21 protein-coding genes are annotated in these 23,384 nt (G+C 66.1%); 11 read left to right on the top strand and 10 right to left on the bottom strand.

Translation table 11 applies throughout. From position 1 onward, the window contains the following. The first annotated feature begins 41 nt into the window (after positions 1-41). Both ACQ4WQ_RS15645 and ACQ4WQ_RS15640 read left to right on the top strand, forming a co-directional pair. The gene (locus ACQ4WQ_RS15645) at positions 42-1,085 is read left to right on the top strand and encodes a methyltransferase domain-containing protein (protein WP_436498232.1); all 1,044 of its coding nucleotides are present in this window, start codon (positions 42-44) and stop codon (positions 1,083-1,085) included. Between the two features lie 117 nt (positions 1,086-1,202). Then, complete coding sequence (locus ACQ4WQ_RS15640; protein WP_436498230.1) at positions 1,203-1,955, top strand: SDR family oxidoreductase; 753 nt, start codon at positions 1,203-1,205, stop codon at positions 1,953-1,955. Here the strand turns inward: ACQ4WQ_RS15640 and ACQ4WQ_RS15635 are convergent. Next, complete coding sequence (locus ACQ4WQ_RS15635) at positions 1,952-2,851, bottom strand: LysR substrate-binding domain-containing protein (RefSeq protein WP_436498228.1); 900 nt, start codon at positions 2,849-2,851, stop codon at positions 1,952-1,954. The genes ACQ4WQ_RS15640 and ACQ4WQ_RS15635 overlap by 4 nt on opposite strands. Before the next feature lie 112 nt (positions 2,852-2,963). Here ACQ4WQ_RS15635 and ACQ4WQ_RS15630 point away from each other — a divergent pair, with 112 nt between their 5' ends. After that, on the top strand, positions 2,964-4,229 hold the full coding sequence (locus tag ACQ4WQ_RS15630) for an MFS transporter (RefSeq protein WP_436498226.1): 1,266 nt from the start codon (positions 2,964-2,966) through the stop codon (positions 4,227-4,229). Here ACQ4WQ_RS15630 and ACQ4WQ_RS15625 read toward each other — a convergent pair. Beyond that, positions 4,226-4,885, bottom strand: a complete 660-nt coding sequence (locus ACQ4WQ_RS15625) for a helix-turn-helix transcriptional regulator (RefSeq protein ID WP_070223362.1) — start codon at positions 4,883-4,885, stop codon at positions 4,226-4,228. The two genes, ACQ4WQ_RS15630 and ACQ4WQ_RS15625, sit on opposite strands and share 4 nt — an antisense overlap. Before the next feature lie 124 nt (positions 4,886-5,009). On the opposite strand from ACQ4WQ_RS15625, the gene ACQ4WQ_RS15620 reads away from it, so the two are divergent. From ACQ4WQ_RS15620 to ACQ4WQ_RS15600, 5 genes are read left to right on the top strand one after another with little or no spacing between them, the layout of a single operon-like run. Further along, complete coding sequence (locus ACQ4WQ_RS15620) at positions 5,010-5,492, top strand: DUF2165 family protein (protein WP_436498224.1); 483 nt, start codon at positions 5,010-5,012, stop codon at positions 5,490-5,492. A 46-nt stretch (positions 5,493-5,538) separates the two neighbouring features. Continuing rightward, a complete protein-coding gene (locus tag ACQ4WQ_RS15615) occupies positions 5,539-6,639 on the top strand; it encodes an efflux RND transporter periplasmic adaptor subunit (protein ID WP_436498222.1) in 1,101 nt (366 codons plus the stop codon). Positions 6,640-6,649: 10 nt separating this feature from the next. Continuing rightward, positions 6,650-9,748, top strand: coding sequence for a MexW/MexI family multidrug efflux RND transporter permease subunit (locus tag ACQ4WQ_RS15610; RefSeq protein WP_436498220.1), 3,099 nt, complete (start codon positions 6,650-6,652; stop codon positions 9,746-9,748). Beyond that, on the top strand, positions 9,745-11,133 hold the full coding sequence (locus tag ACQ4WQ_RS15605) for an efflux transporter outer membrane subunit (protein ID WP_436498218.1): 1,389 nt from the start codon (positions 9,745-9,747) through the stop codon (positions 11,131-11,133). The genes ACQ4WQ_RS15610 and ACQ4WQ_RS15605 overlap by 4 nt, the downstream gene beginning before the upstream one ends. A 25-nt stretch (positions 11,134-11,158) precedes the next feature. Then, positions 11,159-11,734 carry a DUF1349 domain-containing protein gene (locus tag ACQ4WQ_RS15600; RefSeq protein ID WP_436498216.1) on the top strand — a complete coding sequence of 192 codons (576 nt, stop codon included), beginning with the start codon at positions 11,159-11,161 and terminating at the stop codon, positions 11,732-11,734. A 25-nt stretch (positions 11,735-11,759) separates the two neighbouring features. On the opposite strand, the gene ACQ4WQ_RS15595 is transcribed toward ACQ4WQ_RS15600, so the two are convergent. The 3 genes from ACQ4WQ_RS15595 to ACQ4WQ_RS15585 all read right to left on the bottom strand — a co-directional run bounded on the left by ACQ4WQ_RS15595 (position 11,760) and on the right by ACQ4WQ_RS15585 (position 14,046). Then, positions 11,760-12,104 (bottom strand): hypothetical protein, encoded by a 345-nt coding sequence (locus ACQ4WQ_RS15595; RefSeq protein WP_436498215.1) that lies wholly within the window; start codon positions 12,102-12,104, stop codon positions 11,760-11,762. A 113-nt stretch (positions 12,105-12,217) separates the two neighbouring features. Then, complete coding sequence (locus ACQ4WQ_RS15590; RefSeq protein ID WP_436498213.1) at positions 12,218-12,628, bottom strand: DUF4440 domain-containing protein; 411 nt, start codon at positions 12,626-12,628, stop codon at positions 12,218-12,220. Beyond that, positions 12,625-14,046, bottom strand: a complete 1,422-nt coding sequence (locus tag ACQ4WQ_RS15585; RefSeq protein WP_326457857.1) for an MFS transporter — start codon at positions 14,044-14,046, stop codon at positions 12,625-12,627. Before ACQ4WQ_RS15585 ends, ACQ4WQ_RS15590 begins: the two co-directional genes overlap by 4 nt. A gap of 127 nt (positions 14,047-14,173) precedes the next feature. Between ACQ4WQ_RS15585 and ACQ4WQ_RS15580 the strand changes: the two genes are divergently transcribed. Next, a complete protein-coding gene (locus ACQ4WQ_RS15580; protein WP_436498211.1) occupies positions 14,174-15,076 on the top strand; it encodes a LysR family transcriptional regulator in 903 nt (300 codons plus the stop codon). Positions 15,077-15,191: 115 nt separating this feature from the next. Next, positions 15,192-16,031, top strand: coding sequence for a hypothetical protein (locus ACQ4WQ_RS15575; protein ID WP_436498209.1), 840 nt, complete (start codon positions 15,192-15,194; stop codon positions 16,029-16,031). 24 nt (positions 16,032-16,055) lie between these two features. Here the strand turns inward: ACQ4WQ_RS15575 and ACQ4WQ_RS15570 are convergent, their stop codons facing one another. The 4 genes from ACQ4WQ_RS15570 to ACQ4WQ_RS15555 form a co-directional block, all read right to left on the bottom strand. Further along, on the bottom strand, positions 16,056-17,111 hold the full coding sequence (locus ACQ4WQ_RS15570; RefSeq protein WP_326457854.1) for a bifunctional nicotinamide-nucleotide adenylyltransferase/Nudix hydroxylase: 1,056 nt from the start codon (positions 17,109-17,111) through the stop codon (positions 16,056-16,058). Beyond that, positions 17,108-18,823 (bottom strand): NAD+ synthase, encoded by a 1,716-nt coding sequence (locus tag ACQ4WQ_RS15565; RefSeq protein WP_436498207.1) that lies wholly within the window; start codon positions 18,821-18,823, stop codon positions 17,108-17,110. Before ACQ4WQ_RS15565 ends, ACQ4WQ_RS15570 begins: the two co-directional genes overlap by 4 nt. Positions 18,824-18,918: 95 nt before the next feature. Continuing rightward, complete coding sequence (locus ACQ4WQ_RS15560) at positions 18,919-19,431, bottom strand: ClbS/DfsB family four-helix bundle protein (protein WP_436498205.1); 513 nt, start codon at positions 19,429-19,431, stop codon at positions 18,919-18,921. Beyond that, positions 19,431-20,075, bottom strand: a complete 645-nt coding sequence (locus tag ACQ4WQ_RS15555) for an ArsR/SmtB family transcription factor (protein ID WP_436498203.1) — start codon at positions 20,073-20,075, stop codon at positions 19,431-19,433. The genes ACQ4WQ_RS15560 and ACQ4WQ_RS15555 overlap by 1 nt, the downstream gene beginning before the upstream one ends. A gap of 63 nt (positions 20,076-20,138) precedes the next feature. Here ACQ4WQ_RS15555 and ACQ4WQ_RS15550 point away from each other — a divergent pair, with 63 nt between their 5' ends. Continuing rightward, positions 20,139-20,627 carry a DUF2938 domain-containing protein gene (locus ACQ4WQ_RS15550; protein WP_436498201.1) on the top strand — a complete coding sequence of 163 codons (489 nt, stop codon included), beginning with the start codon at positions 20,139-20,141 and terminating at the stop codon, positions 20,625-20,627. Positions 20,628-20,637: 10 nt separating this feature from the next. Here ACQ4WQ_RS15550 and ACQ4WQ_RS15545 read toward each other — a convergent pair whose 3' ends face one another. Next, on the bottom strand, positions 20,638-23,109 hold the full coding sequence (locus tag ACQ4WQ_RS15545) for a DUF3772 domain-containing protein (protein WP_436498199.1): 2,472 nt from the start codon (positions 23,107-23,109) through the stop codon (positions 20,638-20,640). Positions 23,110-23,384: the final 275 nt, after the last annotated feature.

Genomic DNA, 23,384 nt, shown 5'->3' with positions numbered 1-23,384 from the left:
CATAAAATGATGCTGATGCCCACCTCGCCGAAAGGAAGATCATGTCATTCGACACGCAACACGCCTTGCAACCGTACTGGGACCTCGCCGTCGCGCCCGTCCAGGCCGATGGACTGGCCGCCGCCCTGGAACTGGGTATTTTCGAAGTACTGACCACGCCGCATACGCCCGCGCAACTGGCCGAGGCCCTGTCGCTGCATGCGCCGCACACGGCCTTGCTGCTGGAATTGCTTTGGAGCATGCAGGTGCTGGAGCGCGATGGGGCCGATGCGGAGACGGATGCGAACGCACAACGCTACCGCTGCACGGCCGCCACCTTGCAGTATTTCTGCCGCGACTCGGTGGCCTTTTGCGGCGACGCCTGGCTGTACCGGCTGCACGCGCTGCGCCATTTCGCCACGCAGTTCAACACGCTGGTGCGCGACGGTGGAAAAGTAGCGCCCTACAGCACGGCGAGCGGGGTCAACTGGGCCGCCGCCGCGCAGCAGCAGATCGGCCAGGAGCAGCGCGCCGTCACCATGCGCGCGGCCCTGTGCGTGATGCAGCGCGTCGCGCCGTTTGCGGACGGCAACACGCCGCTGCGCCTGCTCGACGCGGGCGGCGGTCCCGGCTGGGTGGCCATTGCGCTGGCGCAAGCCCATGCAGGCGTGCAAGGCTGCGTTTTTGACTGGCCGGAAACGGTGGCCGTGGCCGCCGCGAACATCGCCCATGCGCAACTATCCGACCGCCTGGAGACCCTGGGCGGCGACCTGGACAGCGACGACATCGGCGGCGGCTACGACCTCATCTGGTGCTCGTCCGTGCTGCATTTCGTGCCCGACATGGCGGGCGCCTTGCGCAAGATGCAGGCGGCGTTAAAACCCGGTGGCGTGCTCGTCTGCGTGCAGGCGGAAATCGCTGCGGCACCGGGCGACGCGGCGCGCGTGCTGCCGTATTACTTACCGATGCGCATGCTGGGCCGCACGGTGACACGGCACGGTGAATTGGCGCAGCTGCTGCGCGACACGGGCTGGCGGCAAGTGGAGCAGTACGGCGCCAGCGATTTTCCCATGGCGCCCGTGCAAGTGCTGATTGCTCGTGCCTAACAATTATCATTTAATAATTATCTTTTTTATAGCAAGAGACGATGCAAATGCGCTAAGCTGTGCCGGCATTGATCGATGTCATCCGCAGCACTCTGCTGCTTTTACAAGGAACCCATCATGAGTCAAGCTATTGCAGGGAAAGTCGTCGTCATCACCGGTGCCAGCAGCGGCCTGGGCGAAGCCACCGCGCGCCACCTGGCCGCATTGGGCGCCTGCGTCGTGCTCGGTGCGCGCCGCATGGATTTGCTCAACATCATCGCCGAGGAAATCACGGCGGCCGGCGGCCAGGCTGCCATTGCCCAGACCGACGTCACGCTGCCTGCCGACGTCAAGAATCTGATCGACACGGCGCTGACCGTGTTCGGCAAGGTCGACGTGCTGATCAACAATGCGGGACTGATGGCCATCGCGCCGATGAGCGCCTTGAAGGTCGACGAGTGGAACAACATGATCGATATCAACATCAAAGGCGTGCTGAACGGCATCGCCGCCGTCCTGCCATATTTCCAGGCGCAAAACAGCGGCCACTTCATCAATATCTCGTCGGTGGCGGGGCTAAAGGTCTTCAGCCCGGGCGGCACCGTCTACAGCGGCACCAAGTTTGCCGTCAGCGCCATTTCGGAAGGCTTGCGCCACGAGCTGGCGGCCAGCGGCGGCACCATCCGCACCACCGTCATTGCGCCGGGCGCCGTGGATACGGAATTGAGCCAGGGCAGCAGCCACGCCGAGAGCGCCAAGGCCGTCAAGGAGTTCTACCAGATCGCCATTCCCGCCGATGCCGTGGCGCGCGCCATCGCCTATGCGATCGAGCAGCCGGCCGACGTGGATATCAATGAAATCGTGCTGCGCCCGACGGCGCAGGCGTTTTAAGCGGCATCTTGCTGCAGCGACTCGATGATCAGGCTGGCCAGGCGCTCGACGGGCGGTCTGGAGACCGTTGAAGCACGCAGCAATTCCAGCGACAGCGGAGGCAGGGCGGGCAAGCCCGCTTCCACGTGATCGAGCGCGCGCACGGTCGAGGGCAAGCCCAGGCCCGTGCGCACCGTCACGCCCAACCCGGCCGCCGCCGCCGCCCACAGTCCCGCCAGGCTGGGACTGGTAAACGCCGTGCGCCAGGCGATGCCGGCCCCATCAAGCGCCTGCGTGGCGCAGCGCTGAAACAGACATTCGCGGTCGAACGTAATGAGCGGCAAAGGCTCGCCCGACTCGGGGCGCCAGGCCAGGCTGGACGAGGCGATCCAGCGCATGGACGGTTCGGCAATATGCTGGCGCTGCGGCGGCGGATATTCGGCCACGTCGGCGATGCAGGCGCCGCCCCACAGCAGGGCCAGGTCCAGCTGCCCCATGGCCAGCCCTTCCATCAGGGCCGTGTTGCGCGCCACGTGCGCCTCGATGCGCACTTTCGGATGCGCGCGGGCAAAACGCCCCAGCACGTCGGGCAACAAGGCTTCGCCAAAATCCTCCTGCAAGCCCAGCCTGATCCAGCCTTCCAGTTCCGCCCCGCGCAAGGCGACGGCCGCCTCGTCGTTGAGTTCCAGCAGGCGGCGCGCATAGCCGAGCAGCACGTCGCCGGCCGGCGTCAGCGCCAGCCCCCGGCCATCCTTGCGGAACAGGGGCATGCCCGCCTGCTCCTCGAGTTTTTTCAGCTGCGCGCTGACGGCCGAGGTGGAACGGCCCACCTTGTCGGCCGCGCGGGCAAAGCTGCCCAGCTCGATGCCAGCCACATAGCTGCGCAGAAAGGCGATGTCGAAATTAAGCAGGCTCATGGCGTGGAAGCAATCGTCCGGTTTTTTGGGATGGTACAGCGTAAATTATCTGATATTCAGAATGATCGTAGCGCGCGACACTGTCAGGGTCAACCACTTTTATCTCCCTGCCATGAACACCAGTTGCCAAGCCATTCCCGTTCCTGTCCCCGTCACCGCGCCCGTGCTGGGCGACGCCCATCGCTGGAAAGTGCTCGCCGTCGGCGTGGCGGCCAATGCCAGCTTTTCCGCCGCCGCCAACGGCATGCCCACCACGGCCATCTGGCTGCGCAGCGGCTATCACCTGAGCAATACAGAACTGGGGGTGGCGCTGGGCGCCATGGGCCTGGGCGTGGCCCTGACCGAATTGCCATGGGGCATGGCCACCGACCGCTGGGGCGACCGCCCCGTGCTGCTGACCGGCTTGCTGGGCACCATGCTGGCGCTGCTGGCCTTGCTGCTGTGGATTACGCCCGCTGGCGGGTCCGTGCCGCCCTTATGGGCGCTGGCGGCGGGGCTGGCCCTGGTCGGCGTGCTGGGCGGCAGCGTGAACGGCGCCAGCGGCCGCGCCGTGATGCGCTGGTTCGGCCCCGGCGAACGGGGTTTCGCCATGAGCATCCGCCAGACGGCCGTGCCGCTCGGCGGCGGCCTCGGCGCGCTCGTCCTGCCCAGCCTGGCATCGCGCTACGGCTTCATGCCCGTGTTCGGCGCCCTGGCCCTCGTATGCGGTCTGTCGGCGTTTTTTACGTGGCGATGGATGCATGAGCCCGATTTCTCTGCCGAGGCCGCCAAGGGGCCGCAAAATGCGTCCAAAAGCCTGTCCGGGATCAAGCCACGGCCACCGTTACGCAATCGAAAGGTCTGGCGCATGGTGGCGGCCATCGGCTTGCTGTGCGTGCCGCAGTTTGCCGTGCTCAGCTACGCCACCGTCTTCCTGCACGACCATGGTCACCTGGGCCTGGCCGCCATCACGGCCGTGATGGTGGCCCTGCAGGCGGGCGCCATGGTGATGCGCATCTGGAGCGGACGTCACACGGACCGCCACGCGAACCGGCCCGCCTACCTGCGCGGCTCGGCCCTGGTGGCGCTGGCCTCGTTCGTCTTGCTGGGATGCATCGCCTGGCTGCAGGCGCCTGGCTGGCTGCTGATGGGCGCCGTGGTGGCGGCCGGCATCGCCGTGTCCGCCTGGCACGGCGTGGCCTACACGGAGCTGGCCACGGAAGCGGGCGGCGCCAACGCGGGCACGGCCCTGGGCATGGCGAACACGGCCGTCTACGTGGGGCTGTTCCTCACGCCGATCGCCATCCCGCACCTGCTGGCGGCCAGCAACTGGTCCGTCGTATGGTGGCTGGCGGGGCTGGTGGCGCTACTGACCTGGCCGCTGTTTCCGAAGCCTTAAGAAAGCGGCGAAATCCGGTAAACGCAGCGCATCGCGTTCGCCAGCACGTGCTGTTCGCGCACGATGCTGGCGCTTGGCCCCACCACTTCCTGGAACAGCTGCAGTTCGGAGCGGCAAAAGCCCTGGCAGGTGCGCGCGGCCGCGCAGATGGGGCAATGGTCTTCGATCAGCAGCCAGTCGTCGCCATCCGCTTCCACGCGCGCCATATACCCCTCTTCATCGCGCACGGCGGCCAGCTGCTGCAAGCGCGTGGGCAAGTCCGGCGCCGAGCACGCGAGCGCATACGCGCTGCGGCTTTCCTCTTCGCGCTGCGTGATCAGTTTATCCAGCCCCGCCTCGCCGAACAGCTGGCGCACAGAACCGATCAGCTTGATCGTCAGCTGCGCATGCGTGTCGGGAAAGCGCGCATTGCCCGCTTCCGTCAAGACCCAGTTCTGGCGCGGCCGTCCCGCGCCCGCCTGCGCCTCCTGGCGTCCTTCGATCAGGCCCGCCGCCACCAGCTTTTGCACTTGCTGGCGCGCCGCCTCGCCCGTCATGTCCAGGGTCTTGGCCAGGGTCGCCGTGGAGACGGGTCCCTTGGTCTTGATGAAATACAGGATGCGCTCCGTCGTTTGCGGCGCTTCGCTATTATCCAAACGTTTACTTGTGTAATTCATTTCACTCAACTATCATGGGGCCAGTTAACCAACTAATTGCTTGCATAATAGGCCGGTAGCTCCCCGCTGTCGAGGAGTTTCCACGTCCGCTTGCCGGCAAGACACTCTTTTGGACTGGAATCCCATGCAGCTGCAACACTCGATCTGGCTGTTTCACGCCATCCTCGCTACCGGCCTGGCCACCTGGCTCACCCTGGCCGCCATCAACAACTTGCACGCCTTCCACGGCGCCGTCTGGGCCATCGGCAACACCATGCGCATGGACCCGCTGCGCCAGGACCCGACCATCCAGACGCCGCTGCTGCGCCGCGCGCTCACCTCATTGACCTTGCACCGGCTGGCGCTGGGCGTGGTGCTGGCGCTGCAACTTGGCGCCGCCATCGCCGCCTGGACGGGCGTGGCGCTGTTGTTCGGCGGCGGCCTGGCCGCTGGCTTGCCCTGGCTGAATCTGGCCTTGTGCGCCATGGCCGCCTTCTTGCTGCTGATGCACCTGGGCGGCCTGTGGTTCGGCTACTGGATCGCGCAGGAAGGCTTGCAGACGACGCACCTGGTGCTGCTGCTGTGGACCATCGGCCTGTTCCTACTTTTCAACGCGCAGCGGACCTGATCAGCCTTCGCTGCGCCTCTTCTTCCCTGCTGTAAAGGACTTCATCATGAATACGAAAATCGTCGGCGCCTCCGCGCTGGCCATCGCCCTGGCCGTCGCGGGCGCCGCGCTGTATCCGCGCGCAGACTCGCATGCGGCCGATGCCGCCGCCTCCCCCGCCACCAAGGTGGCGCTGGTCCGCGTCGTGCTGGGCACGCAGGAACGTTTTTTTGCGGGCGTGGGCGAGCTGGAAGCGGCGCGGCAAGTACAAGTGGCCGCCGAAACGGGCGGCCGGATCACGCAGATCCGCTTCGAATCGGGGCAAACCGTGGCGGCCGGCGCCGTGCTGGTACAGCTCAATGACGCGCCGGAACAGGCGGCCCTGCTGCGCCAGCGCGCACAGCTGAAAAACGCGGAAAGCAGCCATGCGCGCACGGCGCAGATGGTCAGGGAAAAAGCGGCGACGCAGGAGCAATTGGATAGCGCCCTGGCCGCGCGCGATGCGGCCCTGGGCGACGTGCGCCAGACGGAGGCGGTGATCGCGCAAAAGACCATCCGCGCCCCGTTCGCGGGGCAGCTGGGCATCCGCAAGGTGCACGCGGGCCAGTACCTGAACGCGGCCGACACGGTGGCCAGCCTGATCGACACGAAGTCGCTGATGGTGAACTTCGCCCTCGATGAACAGAGCAGCGCGAAGCTGGCGCCGGGCCAGGCCGTGCAAGTGCTGGTGGACGCGTATCCGGGCGACGTCTTTACGGCCAAGATCAACGCCATCGATCCGCTGATCGCCCGCTCGCGCATGGTGCAGGTGCAGGCGGCGCTCAGCAATCCGCGCGGCGCCCTGAAAGCGGGCATGTATGCGAATGTGCGCGTGGCGCGCGAAGCGGGCCAGCAGCTGACGGTGCCGGAAACGGCCGTGACCTACAACGCGTACGGCGACACGGTGTTCGTCGCGCAGCAGGAGGGCAAGCAGCCGCTCACCGTCAAGCGCGTGGGCGTGAAACTGGGCGAGCGGGCCGGGGGCAGGGTGGCCATCCTGGACGGCTTGCGCGAGGGCCAGCGCGTGGTCGCCTCGGGCCAGCTGAAACTGGCCGACGGCATGGCCGTGCAGGCCGTGGCCAATACCCTGGACGAGGTGAAACGCACCGCGCCCAAGGCCGGTTCCTAAGGAGCGCACAATGAAATTTACCGACTTGTTTGTGCGCCGCCCCGTGCTGGCGCTGGTGATCAGCACCTTGATCCTGATGCTGGGCGTGATCGCCATCCTGCAACTGCCGATCCGCCAATACCCGATGCTCGAATCGTCCACCATCACGGTGAGCACCACGTATCCGGGCGCCTCGGCGGAACTGATGCAGGGCTTTGTGACGCAGCCGATCGCGCAAGCCGTGTCGTCGGTGGAAGGCATCGATTACCTGACGTCGTCCTCGGTGCAGGGCAGCAGCACGGTCACCGTGCGCATGGAACTGAACCGCGATTCCACGCAGGCGCTGACGGAAGTGATGGCCAAGGTCAACCAGGTGCGCTACAAGCTGCCCGAAGGCGCTTTTGACCCCGTCATCGAACGCTCGGCCGGCGATTCCTCGGCCGTCGCCTACGTGGGCTTTGCCAGCGAGAGCGTCTCGGCGCCCGCGCTGACGGACTACCTGGCGCGCGTGGTGCAGCCGATGTTCGCCACCATCGACGGCGTGGCGAAGGTCGACGTGTACGGCGGCCAGCAGCTGGCCATGCGTTTGTGGATCGACCCGGCCAAACTGGCGGCGCGGGGATTGACGGCGGCCGACGTGGCCGACGCCGTGCGGCGCAATAACTACCAGGCGGCACCGGGCAAGGTGAAGGGACAATTCGTCGTCTCCAACATCAGCGTCAACACGGATCTGACCAGCGTGGCCGAGTTCCGCGACATGGTCATCCGCAAGGGCGGCGATGAAAAAGACAGCGCATCGCTCGTGCGCCTGAAAGACGTGGGCACGGTGGAACTGGGCGCGGCCGCCATGGAAACGAGCGGCATCATGGATGGCGTGCCAGCCGTGTACCTGGGCCTGTCGCCCACGCCGGGCGGCAACCCGCTGGTGATCGTCGACGGCATCAAGAAGCTGCTGCCCGAGATCCAGAAAACCCTGCCGCCCGGCGTGAAAGTGGAGCTGGCGTTCGAGACGGCGCGCTTCATCCAGTCGTCCATCGACGAGGTGGCGCACACCCTGCTCGAAGCGCTGCTCATCGTCGTCATCGTCATCTACCTGTGCATGGGTTCCTTGCGCTCGGTGCTCATTCCCGTCGTGACGATTCCGCTGTCAATGCTGGGCGCGGCGGCGCTGATGCTGGCCTTCGGCTTCAGCATCAATCTGCTCACCCTGCTGGCGATGGTGCTGGCCGTGGGCCTGGTGGTCGACGACGCCATCGTCGTGGTGGAAAACGTGCACCGGCATATCGAGGAAGGCAAGACGCCCGTGGCCGCCGCCCTGGTCGGTGCGCGCGAAGTGGCCGGCCCCGTGATCGCCATGACGATCACGCTGGCGGCCGTGTATGCGCCGATCGGCATGATGGGGGGCCTCACGGGAGCGCTGTTCAAGGAATTCGCGCTGACCCTGGCCGGCGCCGTGGTGGTGTCGGGCGTGGTGGCATTGACCTTGTCGCCCGTGATGAGCTCATTGCTGCTGCAGCCGAAACAATCGGAAGGGCGCATGGCGCGCGCCGCCGAGCATTTCTTCGAGGGTCTGACCAGCCGCTATGCGCGCCTGCTGGACCGCTCCCTGCACCACCGCTGGCTCAGTGCCGGTTTCGCCGCGCTGGTGATGGTGAGTCTGCCATTCCTGTACCTGCTGCCGCAGCGCGAACTGGCGCCGGCGGAAGACCAGGCCAGCGTGCTGACGGCGATCAAGGCGCCGCAGCATGCCAACCTCGATTACGTCGAACGCTTTTCGTACAAGCTCGATGCCATCTACAAGAATATCCCCGAAACGCACTCGCGCTGGATCATCAACGGCGGCGAAGGTCCGGCATCGAGCATCGGCGGCATCAACCTGACGCCATGGGCTGAACGCGCACGCAACGCGGCCGTCATCCAGGCCGAACTCCAGCACGCCGTGGGCGACGTGGAAGGCACGAGCATCTTCGCCTTCCAGCTGGCGCCCTTGCCGGGGTCGAGCGGCGGCTTGCCCGTGCAGATGGTCTTGCGCAGCGCGCAGGATTACGCCACCCTGTTCCGCACCATGGAAGACGTCAAGCAGCGCGCGCGCGATAGCGGCCTGTTTGCCGTCGTCGACAGCGACCTCGATTACAACAACCCCGTGGTGAAGGTGCGCGTGGACCGCTCGAAGGCGAACAGCCTGGGCATCCGCATGCAGGACATCGGCGAATCGCTGGCCGTGTTGGTGGGCGAAAATTATTTGAACCGCTTCGGCATGGATGGCCGCGCCTATGACGTCATCGCGCAAAGCCCGCGCGAACAGCGACTCACGGCGCAAGCCCTGACGCAGCAGTACGTGCGCGCCGACGATGGCAGCCTGCTGCCCCTGTCCGCCGTCGTCTCGGTGAGCGAACAGATCGAGCCGAACATGCTGACGCAGTTCAACCAGCAAAACGCGGCCACCTTCCAGGGCGTGCCGGCGCCAGGCGTGACCCTGGGCGACGCCGTCGCCTTCCTCGACGGCGTGGCGAAAACCCTGCCGCCCGGCTTCAGCTACGACTGGCAGTCCGATGCGCGCCAGTTCGCCACGGAAGGCAATGCCCTGCTGCTAGCCTTCCTGGCGGCCGTCGTCGTGATTTACCTGGTGCTGGCGGCCCAGTACGAAAGCCTGACGGACCCGCTGATCATCCTGATCACGGTACCGCTATCGATCTGCGGCGCCCTGATTCCGCTGGCGTTCGGCTACGCCACCGTCAACATCTACACGCAGATCGGCCTGGTGACCCTGATTGGCTTGATCAGCAAGCACGGCATCCTGATGGTGGAATTTGCCAACGAATTGCAGGTACATGAACAGCTCGACCGCATCACGGCCATCCGCAAGGCGGCGCAGATCCGCCTGCGCCCGATCTTGATGACGACGGCCGCCATGGTGGTGGGCCTGGTGCCGCTGCTGTTCGCTTCCGGCGCGGGCGCCAACAGCCGCTTCGGCCTCGGTGTCGTGATCGTCTCGGGCATGTTGATCGGCACCTTCTTTACCCTGTTCGTGCTGCCCACCGTGTACACCTTTCTGGCCCGCCGTCACACAGCCGACCATGCCACGCCGCGCGCCCGCGACCTGTCGCAGGCGCTGAAGGAATCCGTATGAAAAATTACCGCTATCTCGTCGCCCTTTTCTCCGTGCTGGCCGGTTGCGCCGTCAGTCCCGCCTACGTCACGCCGGGCACGCCCGCCATCGCCCTGGCCAGCCCGCAGCAAGCGCAATTCGCAGCTGGCACGGGCGCCGTCAGCGAGGCCGCGTGGTGGACGTTTTTCGATGATGCACGGCTGTCGCAGCTGATCGCCAGCGCGCTCGAACACAACCTCGATATCGCCCAGGCGCAGGCCAACCTGCTGGCCGCGCGCGCCGTCTTCGACGAGCGCCGGCTCGATGAACTTCCCACTGTCACGGGCCAGGCGGGCTGGCAGCGCACGGTGCAGCAGGACACGCCCGATAGCCGCACCGCCAGCGCCAGCACGCGCGTGGGATTCGATGCGCAATGGGAGATCGACCTGTTCGGCCGCCTGGCGCACATGAGCCGCTCGGCGCAGGCGCGCGCCGATGCGGCGCAGGCCGATTTGCGGCAAGTGCGGCTGACGATTGCCGCCGAGGTGGCGCGCAATTACTACGAGGCGCTGGGCTACCAGCAAAACCTGGCGCTGACGCAGGCGCAGGTACAAAGCTGGCGCGATACGGTGGCATTGATCGACGCGCGCATCCGCGCCGGCAGCGGCTTGCCCGAAGAACGCCACAACGCGCTGGCCAACCTGGCGCGCAGCGAAGCGGCCTTGCCACCGTTGCAGGCGGGCCTGCGCCAGGCGCAGTACCGGCTCGATGTCTTGAGCGGCCAAGCGCCGGGCGCCATCGCGCTGGCCACCAAGCCCCAGCAACAGGCGCCGCTGGCCGGCCGGCTGCCGCTCGGCGACGTCAACCGCCTGATCAAGCAGCGGCCCGACGTGGTGCGCGCCGAGCGCCTGCTGGCCGCTTCCAGCGAAGACGTGGGGGCGGCCACTGCCGACCTGTATCCGCGCCTGAGCCTGGGCGGCTTTTTAGGCTTCTTCGCCCTGCGCGGCAGCGGCGTGTTCGATGGCGGCGCGCGCGCCTTCGAGATGGCGCCCTCCGTCAGCTATCCGGCCTTCCGCCTGGGCAGCGTGAAGGCACGCTTGCGCGGCACGCAGGCCGAGGCGCAGGGCGCCCTGGCGCACTATGAACAAACGATGTTGTTGGCGCAGGAAGACGTGGAAAACGCCATCACGCAGCTGGCGGAAAACCAGGCGCGATTGGCCTCCCTGCTGGAATCGGCGCGCCATGGCAACGCGGCGCTCGGCATCGCCAGCACGCGCTATGCGGGCGGTGCCGGCAGCTACCAGGCCGTGCTGGAAAACCAGCGCACCTTGTACGATATCCGGCGCGAAGCGCTGCTGGCGGAGACGGCATCCTACATCGATGCGATTGCCCTGTACAAGGCGCTGGGATGGGGGCAAACTATGTAGCATTTTTCGATCAGGAGGAAATGCGATGTTCACGCAAGGCAGCTGGCTCAATCCACCGAAAAACTGGTCCGCCGACGGCGCGCAGCTGCGCGTGACGACGGATGCGAACACGGATTTCTGGCGCAAGACCTCGTATGGTTTTATCCGCGACAGCGGCCACTTTTTCGGCACTGAAATCGACGGCGATTTCACGGCGCAGCTGCACGTGGCGGCACAGTATTCCGCGCTGTACGACCAGGCCGGCATGATGGTGCGCATCGACGAGCAACACTGGATCAAGTGCGGCGTCGAATTTTCCGACGGCCAGCTGCTGTTGAGCACCGTGCTGACGGTGGACAAATCGGATTGGGCCGTCAGCCTGGCGCCCGCCATGCCGGACGGTTTCTGGCTGCGCGTGACGGTGGAAAAGGGAGTGCTCCGGGTGCAGTATTCGACCGATGGCAAGCTGTGGCCGCTGCTGCGCCTGGCGCCGTTTCCCGAGGCTCGCCACTACCGCGTTGGCCCCATGTGCTGTACGCCGGAACGCGGTGGCATGGAAGCGGTTTTTTCGCAGTTTTCCACCGGTCCTGCGCTGCAAAAAGCGTTGCATGATTTAAGCTGATTTTCCAGCATAAAATCACGGCTGTTTATTCGTGCTGGTTGAGCGAGCGGTGCACGTCTTTCGACTCGTTGCGCCCCGGCCTGTCATCGGCCAGCTTGCCCGCTTCGCTGCGCGGCTGCTGGGCCACGCCCTTGACGTGGTCGCGGTGTTCCGGCTGTCCCAGGCCAGGCAGGTTTTCCTGCTCCACGGCATCGGGCGGGCTCTGTGGCGTAATCACATTGTTCGCCCAGTGGCCGCTGGCGACATTGCCGCTGGCGGGCTTGCCGCCGCCCTGATTGGCATAGGCGTCGCCATCCGCTTGCGCGGCAGCGGTCTTGTCCATGCCGCTATTGCGGGCCTGGTCTGCGGGCTTCGAGGGGGTATCGTTCATCGCGTTTCTCCTGGTAACGGTCGATAAAAACCCTATCTTGCCCACAAAATTCCGATGCCACAGCCGGTGTGCGGCTTGACGGCCTGTAGGAAAATGCCGCGCGCGGTGCTGCTTTATGCGGCCGCCGGCGCCACCCACGTCTCGTGCAAATGGCGCCACAGCAGGGCGCCGCTGGCCGTTTTTTCATACACGACGGTGGACCAGCGCTCCGTGTTTTCCGCGCCGGGCATGGACTGGAACTCACGGTAGGAGACGGTGGCGCCGGCAGCGCTTTCCTGTATCAGAACGAGATCCGAAATGCGCATCTGCAAGCCCGGACGGCTGGCGCCGGCGGCGCGGAAAAACGCCGCCAGGCCCGCGCCATCGAGCTGCTTGCCGCCCGGTGACACCATCGTGAATCCTGGCGAGAAACGCGCGAGCAAATCAGCGCAATGTTCGGGCGCCGTGGCTGCGCCGGAAAGCCATTCGCGGATCAGCACATGCGTGGATAAAACGTCGTCAAAATATAGATTTGTAGCATTCATTTTTTGCTTGCTCCATGGTGATGTAAAAGGTCGAGCACGGCGCGGTTGTCGATGCGCAGGCACAGCGCCAGAGGCAGCACGCACGCGCTAGCGGCCAAGGCAAAGCACCAGTGAAACACCTGCGCCGCGCGCAGGTGCTGGGCAGGGTCGTCCAGCGATGCGATGCCGTGCGCCGCCAGCAGGCCATTGAGCAGTACGCTCAGCAGCGCCACGCCCAGGCAAAAGCCCAGCTGGCGGTTGATATTCCACACGGCGCTGGCCTGGCTCAGCTGCGCATCGGGCGTGCGCAAAAACGCCGTGCTTTGCGCCGTGCTGCTGCACAAGCCGCCGCCAAAACCCATCACGGCATAGGCGCCGGCCAGCCAGAACAACTGATCGGCCGCATCCACCCGCAGCAGCATCAGCATGCCCGCCGCCTGCAGCAGGGCGCCCGCGATGAACAGCGGCTGCGGCCCCACGCGGCGGTAGCTTTTACCCGTCAGCGAAATGGCCGCAAACGAGGCCAGCGCCCACGGCAGCATCAGGGCGCCCGCCGTCGATGCCGGCATGCCCAGCACGCCCTGCAGATACAGCATGGCCAGCAGGCTCACGCCCATGAAGACGCCCGGCACCAGCAGGTACATGAGCATGGCGATGCGCAGCAGCGGCTCGGCGGCCAGGCGCAAGTTCAGCAGCGGCGTCGACTTGCGCAGCGCGCCGCGCACATAGCCCCACGCGCAGGCGGCGCCCAGCGCCAGCACGCCGGCGCCGGTCAGCAGCTCGCCCGGCGTACCGAGCATGGTCAAGCCCAGCAGCAGCAGCAAAATCGCCGTGCTGCCCGCCAGCAGGCCGCCCACGTCGAGACGGGGCACGGCCGCGCGCGGGGGATCGGGACGCAGCCAGCAGGCGGCCAGCAGCAGCGCCAGCGCCGCGAACGGCACGTTCAAATAAAAAATCCAGCGCCACGACAGGCTGTCGACGATCACGCCGCCCAAGGCGGGCGACAGCGCGGGCGCCAGCAAGCCCACCAGCATGATGACGGAGGACAGGCCGGGGCGCTCGGCAGGTTGATACAGCTGGTAGGTCATGCTTTGCCCCAGCGGGATCAGCAGGCCGCCGCCGAGGCCCTGCACGCAGCGCCAGGCGATCAGCGCCTCGATCGACGGCGCCAGGCCGGCGCCGATGCTCGCGCATAAAAAAGTTAGCAACGATGCCATGAACACGGTTTTGCTGCCATAATAGGCAGCCAGCCAGGCGCTGGCCGGAATGACGATGGTCAGGCCGAGGATGTAGGCGGTGCTGATCCAGGCCAGCTGCGCCACCGAGGCGTGCAGGGCATGGCCGATGTCGGGGTAGGCGACGCTGGTGATGAACATGTTGATCAGGTCGACGAAAAACCCCAGCAGATAGATGGCCGCCACTTTTTTGCGATAGTCCATGGTGCTCCGAATGGCAAACGGCCAGCTTAAGCTTTCATCGCCATTTGCGTAACGGGCCAGCCCCGATTACACTGTCAAACATATTTTGACAAACCCCTGCAAACCGCATACCTACTTACTCTTCATCATGATCAGTCTTGACCGTCTGGGTATTTTCATCGCCATCGTCGACGCCGGTTCGCTGACGGCCGCCGCCGCCGTGCTGGGCCAGAGCAAAGCCGTCGTCAGTTTTAATTTGAAACAGCTGGAGGCGGAGCTGGGCGTGTCGCTGCTCACGCGCAGTACCCGCAGCCTGGCGCTGACCGACGTGGGACGGCGCTTTTACGAGGATTGCCAGCGCGTGCTGAGCGAGGCGCATGGCGCCATCGAGACGGCGCGCCAGGGCCAGCAAGGCTTGCGCGGCACCCTGCGCCTGACCACCACCGTCGAATATGGCAGCCGCACGGTGATTCCCGCGCTGATCGCCTTCGCCGCCGCCCACCCGCAGCTGCAGATCCAACATTCGTCGTCGTCGTCGCATGAAGACCTGATCTCGGGCCGCTATGACCTGGCCATCCGCATGGGGTCCCTCAACGATTCAAGCTACCGCGCCGCGCTGATCGAGCCGTACGCGATCTGGCCCGTCGCCTCGCCCGCCTACCTGGCCAGCCGGCCCGGCACGGGCATCGCCACCTTGGACGACTTGCAGCGCGCGCGCTGGCTGGCGCACAGCCGCCTGGCCTCGCCGCTGCGCTGGGACGTGCAGACGCCGGACGGTCCCGCCGCCTTTGCCGTGCAGGACGACGCCGCCATCCATTCCGACTCCGCCTCGGCGCTGCTGGGCTTTGCCCTGGGCGGCTGCGGCGTGGCCCTGCTGCCGCAGTGGCTGGTGGAAGGGGAGGTGCGCGCGGGACGCCTGCGCCGCCTGTTGCCCGACGTCGTCTTCCCGCAGCAGGGCGTGTATGCCGTGTATCCGAACACCCAGCATATTGCGGAAAAGGTGCGCGCCTTTATCGACTTCTTGCGCGCGTTCGTGGGCACGCCGGACTGAGGTTTCACTTCCCCAATATTTGATAAACACAACGATTTCCAAGGGGCAAACGGGCGCCCCTTTCGGTGTGCACGGCCTACACTGAAGGGACGTTGTTCATCGAATGGAGACCATCATGGCACATACATTGGCAGCAGTTTTCGCCGTGCGCGACATGGCCGAGCGCGCCCGGCACGACCTAATCACGGCGGGCTTCCCCGGCGCCAACATCCGCCTGCACGATGCGGGCAGCGACGAATTTTCCGCCACGGAAAATATCCGCCGCGACGACAGCGACAGCCTGCTCGACAACATCAAGCATTTCTTTAAAGATCTGTTCGGCAGCCACGCCGACCGCCACATCTATGCGGAAGCCGTGCGGCGCGGCCATGTCGTGCTGACGCTGGAGGGAGCGAGCGACGCCGATATCCAGCGCGCCACCGACCTCGTCGAGCGCTACGCGCCGCTCGACATCGATGCGCACGCCGAGCACTGGCGCGCCAGCGGCTGGCAAGGCGCGCCGCAAAACGACAGCGCGACGCGCCAGGGCGCCAGCATGCAGTCCGGCGCGCCATCGCAGCAGGGCACGTCCGCCGGCAATGTGAACGTGAACGAGGCGCCAGGGTCGCAGCAGTTTGCCAGCGACAAGGCATCGCCGCCGCCGCCGTCCAGCGCGGGCGCCAACGTGCGCCGCTATCCCGGCGCCGACAACCTGCCAGGCACCAGCTACGACGACGAGCAGTACTACCGCAGCCACTGGAGCGCCACCTATGTCGCCACCGGCGCGCGCTTCGAGGACTACGATCCCGCCTACCGCTATGGCCATTCCATGGCCAACAGCGACAGCTACCGGGGCCGCCCATGGGACGAGGTGGAAGCGGACCTGCGTTCCACGTGGGAGCACACGTATCCCCAGTCGGCGTGGGACAACTTCAAGGCGGCCATCAAGCATGGCTGGGAACGCGTGACGTCCTGACGCGCGCCGAGGGGGTTGCTCCCCTCAGCGCCCCTCGTGCGTGAGCTTGAGGAAGTGGTTCAGGATGTGGAAGTGGTCTTCGAAGAATTGCTCTTCCATGGCCGGCAGCGACGCCACGGGCACCCACTGCGCCAGCGCCGCATCGTCGGCCGCCGTCACGGCCGGCAGCTGGCGCGTCTTCAGGTCGAAATAATGCGCATGCGTGATGGTGCGCCCGCGCTGGCTGCGGTCCGGGTGGTCGAACACGGCCACGCCGACCAGCGCCTCGACGAGGGTGGGTGCCAGCACGCCCAGCTGGGTTTCTTCCGCCAGCTCGCGCAGCGCTCCCTGCAGCAGCCGTTCGCGCGGCTCCAAAAAGCCGCCCGGCAAGGCCCATAAACCCTTGCCCGGATAGCCGCCGCGGCGCACGAGCAGCACGTGGCCGCCCGTCTGCACCAGCGCGTCCACGGTCGTGAAGATGGGCGCATACGGCGCTACTCTCCAGCGCGCCTTGTACGCCTCGATGGCACGGTATTCCTGCACCAACGGCGCATACCACGGCAGCAAGGTCCACGCTTTCAGATACTGGCCGATGGCCGGCGGCAGCAGCTGCGCCACGGCGCTCAGCGACACATCGACGTCTTCCGCCTCGAACAGCACGTTGCGGATGGCCGTCGCGCCTATCGGTGCGCCAGGGTCGATTTCCAGATTCAGCAACTGCCAGTGGGGGAAGTGGTGCAGGTAATAGCTGGTGGCGTCCTTGAAGCAGGCCACCAGGGTGATGCGCTGCGCCGTGGCCACGGCGCCCGCCACGGCGCGCCGCACGGCGTCGGCCCACAGGCCATCGTCGTAGTAATCGCGCACGGCCACGTAATGCACGCGCGCGCGCTGATCCTCGGGCAGGGTGGCGGCGATCATGGCGGCCCGCTCCTGCCACGTAAACGGGTTCTTAGGACTGCGCGCATGGAAGGCGGAACCGAGCACCACCACCACTTGCGCGGCCGTCGTCAGCGCCTTCTGCAGCAGGCCGGCATGGCCGTTATGAAAAGGCTGGAAACGGCCGATCAGGATGGCCGCGTCGGCGGAATAGGCGAGGGTCATGCGTCGTCTCCGGTGGGGTAGTGGGCGGCGATCGGCAATTGGCGGCCGCTGCCAAAGGCGCGCGAACGCACGCGGATGATGGGCGCCGCCTGGCGCCGTTTGTACTCGTTGCGGGCGACCATGCCGAGGATGCGCCTCACGAGCGCGCGCCCCTCGTCCGTCTCGCGCAGCTGGTCGACCAGAGTCAGCGCCTGCGCGCTTTCTTGCGCCGGCAGGCGACGCCCTTCGATATGCCATTTGAGGATTTCATCGAGCACGGGATACGGCGGCAAGCTGTCGGTGTCGCGCTGGCCCGGCGCCAGTTCCGCCGACGGGGGTTTCTCCAGCACGGCGACAGGAATCAGTTCGCGCCCGGCGCTGGCATTGATGTGGCGCGACAGGGCGAAGACCTCCGTTTTATACAGGTCGCCAATCAAGCCCAGTCCCCCGTTCGTGTCGCCGTACAGGGTGCAGTAACCGACCGAGATTTCGCTCTTGTTGCCGGTGGTGAGCAGCAAGGCGCCGAAGGCATTCGAGTATTCCATCAGGATGGTGCCGCGCACGCGCGCCTGCAGGTTTTCCAGCGGCAGTCCCTGCAGCTTGCCGTCGAAGGCGGCCGCGTAGCCGGTTTCATACTGCGCCACGATGTCGCGGATAGCATGCGTGCTCAGGGCGATGCCCAGGTTGGCGCACAGGGCGACGGAGTCGGTGACGGAGCCGGCGCTGGAAAACACGGATGGCATGGTGATCGCCACCACGTTATCGGCACCGAGCGCCTCGACGGCCAGGGCCAGGGTCAGCGCCGAATCGATGCCGCCCGAGCAGCCGACGACGACTTTCGTAAAGCGGCAGCGGCGCGCATAGTCGCGCAAGCCCAGCACGATCTGACGCCGCGCAAATTCCACGGCGGGGATGCCGTCCGGGTCCGGCACGGGAAACGCCGCGCCGTCCTTCTGCGCGAAACGGCCATCGGCAAAGCGCAGCAATGGAAAATCCTCGACGAAGCGGGCCGCCTCGAATTGCACGCCGTCGCCCGGCGAGATGGCGAACGAGGCGCCGTCGAACACCAGCTGGTCCTGGCCGCCCACCTGGTTGACGAACAGCAGGGGCAGCTTGACGCGCTGGCAGGCGGCGCCAAACACGGCGTGGCGCTGCGCGCGCTTGCCGATATCGGACGGGCTGGCATTGATGCTGACAATGAGATCGGGCCGCGCCGCGTGCAAGGTTTCAAACGGGTTGACGGCGTAGGCGCGGCCGTCGTCGTTCCAGCCATCCTCGCAAATCATGAAACCGACCTTGCAGCCGGCGATATCGAGGGTGCAGGCGCCGGGCGGGCCGGGCTCGAAATGGCGGCCCTCGTCGAAGATGCCGTAGGTCGGCAGCAGCTGCTTGTAGTACTCGGCCACGATGCGCCCGTCGCGGATGGCCAGCAGGGCGTTGTACAGGGGCTTGCCGACGCCGGGGTTGGGCCGCGCCGTGCCGATGACGGTGACCAGCGCGGGCCAGCGCGTGGACGCTTGCAGCAGGGTATCGAGCGCCTGCTGCAGGCCGCGCAGGAAGGCGGCATCTTCGAACAGGTCGCCCGGGTAGTACGCGCACAGCGACAGTTCCGGGCATACCAGCAAGTCGGCGCCATCGCTGCTGGCGCGGGCCATGCGCGCGGTGATGGCGGCGACATTGGCGTCGAAGTCGCCCACAGTGGGATTCATCTGGGCGAGGGCGATGGTCAGCATGGCGATCCTTTATTGGTTGCGCTTGAAACCACTATCCTGCCTGAAAACGTTTCTGAAGGTACTGATGCAATCGTGCAAGCCTGCCGGTCGCTGCACTACAAGGTCTTGCGCCAGGCCCGCAAACGCGTGCACGCATTCGCATACGGCGACGCCGTATTGAACTGGATCATGCGCCCCATCGTGTAATGCGTGTACCAGGGCTGGCCATACAATTGCGCGTCGTCGTGCGCGTCGACCAGCGCCAGCAGCTGGTCTTTCGCCTGCTCCAGCCGCTGCAGCAAGTCGTCCATGCTCAGCTCAGCATAGTCGGCATAGAAGCGCTGCGCCAGTTTTCCCAGAGCGTTCCACGTGAAACCTTCGGCGGGAAAGGCGATATCCTCGATGCGCTTGCCGTCGCGCAGCTGCGCATGCCAGTGCAAGACCAGCTCGTTCCAGCCCACCAGGTAGGCGAGCAGATCGCACACGCTCATGCGCGTGCCTTTCACTTGCCCCTCCAGCACGGGATCGCGCGCCAAGGCCGGCGGCACGCGCGCCAGCTCCTGCGCCAGTTTCGCGTACGTCGTGGTCATTGCCTCGAGCAGTTCCTGCTTGCTGTTCGGGATCGCCATCACGCCGCCCGGATCACCGGCAAGCCGGCCGCCTGCCAGTCGTCGTAGCCGCTGCCCAGACGGCGCGCAGGCAAGCCGTGCTGGCGCAGGGCCGCCACGGCCTGCACGGACAGCAAGCAGTACGGGCCGCGGCAGTAGGCGGCGATCTCTGCGTTCGCGGGCAATTCGCCCAGGCGGCGCTGTAAGTCGTCAAACGGAATATTGATCGCGCCGGGCAAGTGGCCGGCGGCAAATTCCTGCGCGGGCCGCACGTCGAGCACGGTGATGCTGGCTTCCTGCATGCGTTCCAGCAGCTCATCGCCCGTGATCGCTTCCACGTGGTCGCCCCGGCCCAGCGCCTGCAATTCGCTGCGCTGGTGCTGCGCATACACGTCCAGCGCAGCGAGCAACTGCATGACAGGGCCGTTGCCGAGCCGGTACAGCACGCGCTTGCCGTCGCGCCGCGCCTGCACGAAACCGGCGCGCCGCAGCTGCTGCAAATGCTGCGAGGTATTCGCCACGGACAGGCCCGTCAACTCCACCAACTGCTCCACCGCATACTCGCCGTGCGCGATCTGCTCGAGCAGGCGCAAGCGCGGCGCGCTGCCTAAAATATGGGCAAACCCGGCGGAGCCGGTGAGGAGTTCGATATCGGCATTTTTCATTGACACGATGCTAGCACCCTTATAACATTCAAGCAATCAATTGAATGTTATAAGGGAGACACGATGCAAATACTCTGGCTCGATGCCCTGGCGATCGGCGTTGGCGCGACGGCGGTGATGGACGCGTGGGCGGTGGCATTAAAACGTTTCTGGTGCATACCCTCGCTGAATTTTGCGATGGTGGGGCGCTGGCTCGGCCATCTCCCGCGCGGTACCTTCACCCACGTCAACATCGCCCAGGCGGCGCCCGTGCGCGATGAAGCCATCCTGGGCTGGACGTTTCACTATGCGGTCGGCGTGCTGTTTGCGGCCGTGCTGCTGGCGCTGGTGGGACAGGAGTGGGTGCAAGGGCCGACGTTCGCGCCGGCCCTGCTGGCGGGCTTGGTGAGCGTGGCCGCGCCGTTCTGCATCTTGCAGCCGGGCATGGGCGCCGGCCTGGCCGCCAGCAAGACGCCGCATCCGAACGCCGCCCGCCTGCGCAGCCTGATGGCCCACACGGCCTTCGGCATCGGCCTGTACCTGGCGGCCCTGCTGTGGTCAACCGTGCGCTGACTTGTGCCGACTAGCTCGTCAGCGGCGGCACGGGTGCGGGCGCCGGGGCCGGCGCGGCGGCCACCGCCGAGATGGGCGGCGCCTCGGGCTGGGCCGGCAGGCTGCTCAGCACCATGGTGCTGGGCTTGGAAATCGGCATGTTCGCCGCGTGCAGGCGCTTGAGCAAGTCGAACAGCAGATTGCTGCGCACGCCATACGACAGGCGCGGCGAACCCACATAGCCGGTGGCGTTGAACATCAGGTAGCCATTGTCGATGCCGTCGAGCTGCACGCTGGGCGCCGGCGTGTCGAGTATGTCGTGATTGTCGACAAAGGCGGCCAGGATCAGCGCGCGCGCCTCGTCCGCATCCGTGGACAGAGGCAGCGGCAGTTTCAGCTGCACCAGGCCCAGGGGATTGGCCAGGGTCACGTTGCGCACCGTCTTGGTGATGAATTCGGAGTTCGGCACAATCACGGTGGAACGGTCGCCCAGCTGAATTTCCGTGGCGCGCACATTGATGCGGCGGATATCGCCCTCCACGCCGCCCAATGACACCCAGTCGCCCACCTTGACGGGGCGCTCGGCCAGTAGAATCAGGCCGGAAACGAAGTTCTGCACCACCGCCTGCAAGCCGAAACCGATACCCACCGACAAGGCCGACGCCACCCATGCGATGCGTTCCAGGCCGATACCGGCCGCCGACAGGGCCAGCGCCACGGCCAGCACGCCGCCGATATAGCCGAACAGGGTGATGAACGACACTTGCATGCCGGAATCGAGATTGGTGGTCGGCAAATAGCTGTTCTGCAGCCAGCGCTTGAACAGGCCCAGCGCAACGAAGCCGACGACGAGCACCAGCAGGGCCTGGATCAGCGCGCCAGGGCGGATCGCTACCTCGCCGATGGCCAGGCCATCCTGCAGCTTGCCGACGCGCTGGAACAGCTCGCCCGGACCTTCGCCGAACGGCGCCAGCAGCAGCATCAGGGCCAGCAGCACGACGATGGCGCGGCCGATGCCCGACAGCAGCACGGCCGCCTGGTCGCGCGCCTTGGGCGTGGCCAGCACGGGGTTGACGGCGTCCGGCGGGGGCGGCGTGGAGGCCAGCAGCATGCAGATATCGTCGACCAGCACCGTCAGCAGATAGGTGCTGCCCACCACCACGATGACCCAGGCGATTTGCTTGGCGATAAAACTGCCGAAGGCCACATAGCCGACCAGCAAGCTGATGACGCTCGACGCCAGCGCCAGCCACAGCAGTACGGTGACGCAGCGCAGCCACAGCGGCGTGACCAGGGTGGCGGGATCGGCCTCGCGCAACTGGCGCCAGCAGCGCTCGGCGCGCATCAGGCCGTAGGCGATGGTCGTGCTCATCACCAGGGCAACGATGCAGTTGACGGCCACGGCCGTCGACAGGCCCGCATTGATGACGATGGTGACCCGTTCCGTGGCCCACACGAGCACCACGATAAAGGAAAACATCGAGGGAAAATGGCGCAGGCGGTGCGCCAGCGCATCGGGCAGGGGCAGCAGACGCCACGACACGCGCCATGGCGACAGCAGCGCATGGCCCAGGCCTGCCGTGAAACCGGCAAAACAGATGATGCCGATCAAGCTGCTGAGGAAAGTCGAGGTTTTTTCGGACAGGCCGCCCTCCCAGCGCAAGCCCATGGCCAGCAATTCCGCCACCAGCCCCGGCGTGGCCAGCGCCAGCACCAGCACGGCCAGCGCATGCAAGGAGCGGCGCAAACGGCCATGCGGCACGCGCGTGGCCGTGATCACCAACAGATAGCGCGAAGCCCAGACGCTGGCGCCGATCACGGCAACGATGCCAGCCAGCAAGCCGCCCCAGGCCGACCACGGCGTGGCGCGCGCCGCGTTGCCCAATTCCTGCCCCAGCGCCCGCAGGCGCTGCAGATTCTGCGGCAATTCGGCGTGCAGCTGGTTCCAGAACGAGCCGGCCAAAATCGATGCCGTGCGCTCGCCCAGGCGCGCCTGCAACTGCGCGCGGCGCGCCGTCGACACTTGCTCCGACGCCTGCGTCGCTTCCACGGCCAGCAAACGCGCCAGTTTTACCTGCGCGTCAAGCGCGCTGCTGGTGCGGTCCAGCTGGCTGCGCTGCGCCGCCACGTCGGGGGCATCCTTGGTGCCCGCCGCCGGTTTGCCCAGCTCGGCCAGGCGCGCCTGCACGCTGGCAAGCGTGGGCGCGAGCGCCTCGGCCACCTTGTCCGCCTCGGCGCTGGCCGCCAGCGCATCGGCGCGCATCTGCGACAGGGTCGCGTCATCGAGATCGGCATCGCCATCGAGCGCCTTCTGGATGGTCGTAATCTGCTTGCGCAAGCCATCGAGGCGCTGGTCGGCCGTGGCGGCATCGTCGACGGGCTGCCCCCAGGCGGCAGGTGTGGATAAGGAACAGGCCAGCAGCAGGCTCAATAGCAGCGGCAGCAGCCAGCCGCGCCAAGGCTGGCGCGCGGAAAAGAAATGAGGGGTACGGAAAGAAATCATGCGGTCCTATCGGCCAGGTCAATACGGGTGAAAGCGAGACGGCATCACGCCGGCTGGCGCAGCGGCAGCGGCCGGCACAGGGGCGATGGGTGTTACGGGAGTTGCTGAACTGTACGGCAAACAGCGACAGCCTAGCGCACTCCTGCGATAGATGGCGAAAATTTTCGTGCGGCAAGAAGTTGAAGAATATAGATGAACATGTCCGCGCAAGCACGCGGCGAATTGCCAAACGAAAAAGCAAGGAATCCGCCGAGCGAATTCCTTGCTTTTCCGCA

Origin of the sequence: Janthinobacterium goodfellowi (genome assembly GCF_051380695.1) — a bacterium.
In the GTDB taxonomy this organism is placed as follows: Bacteria; Pseudomonadota; Gammaproteobacteria; order Burkholderiales; family Burkholderiaceae_D; genus Janthinobacterium.
This window is presented reverse-complemented; position numbering and strand designations above follow the sequence as displayed.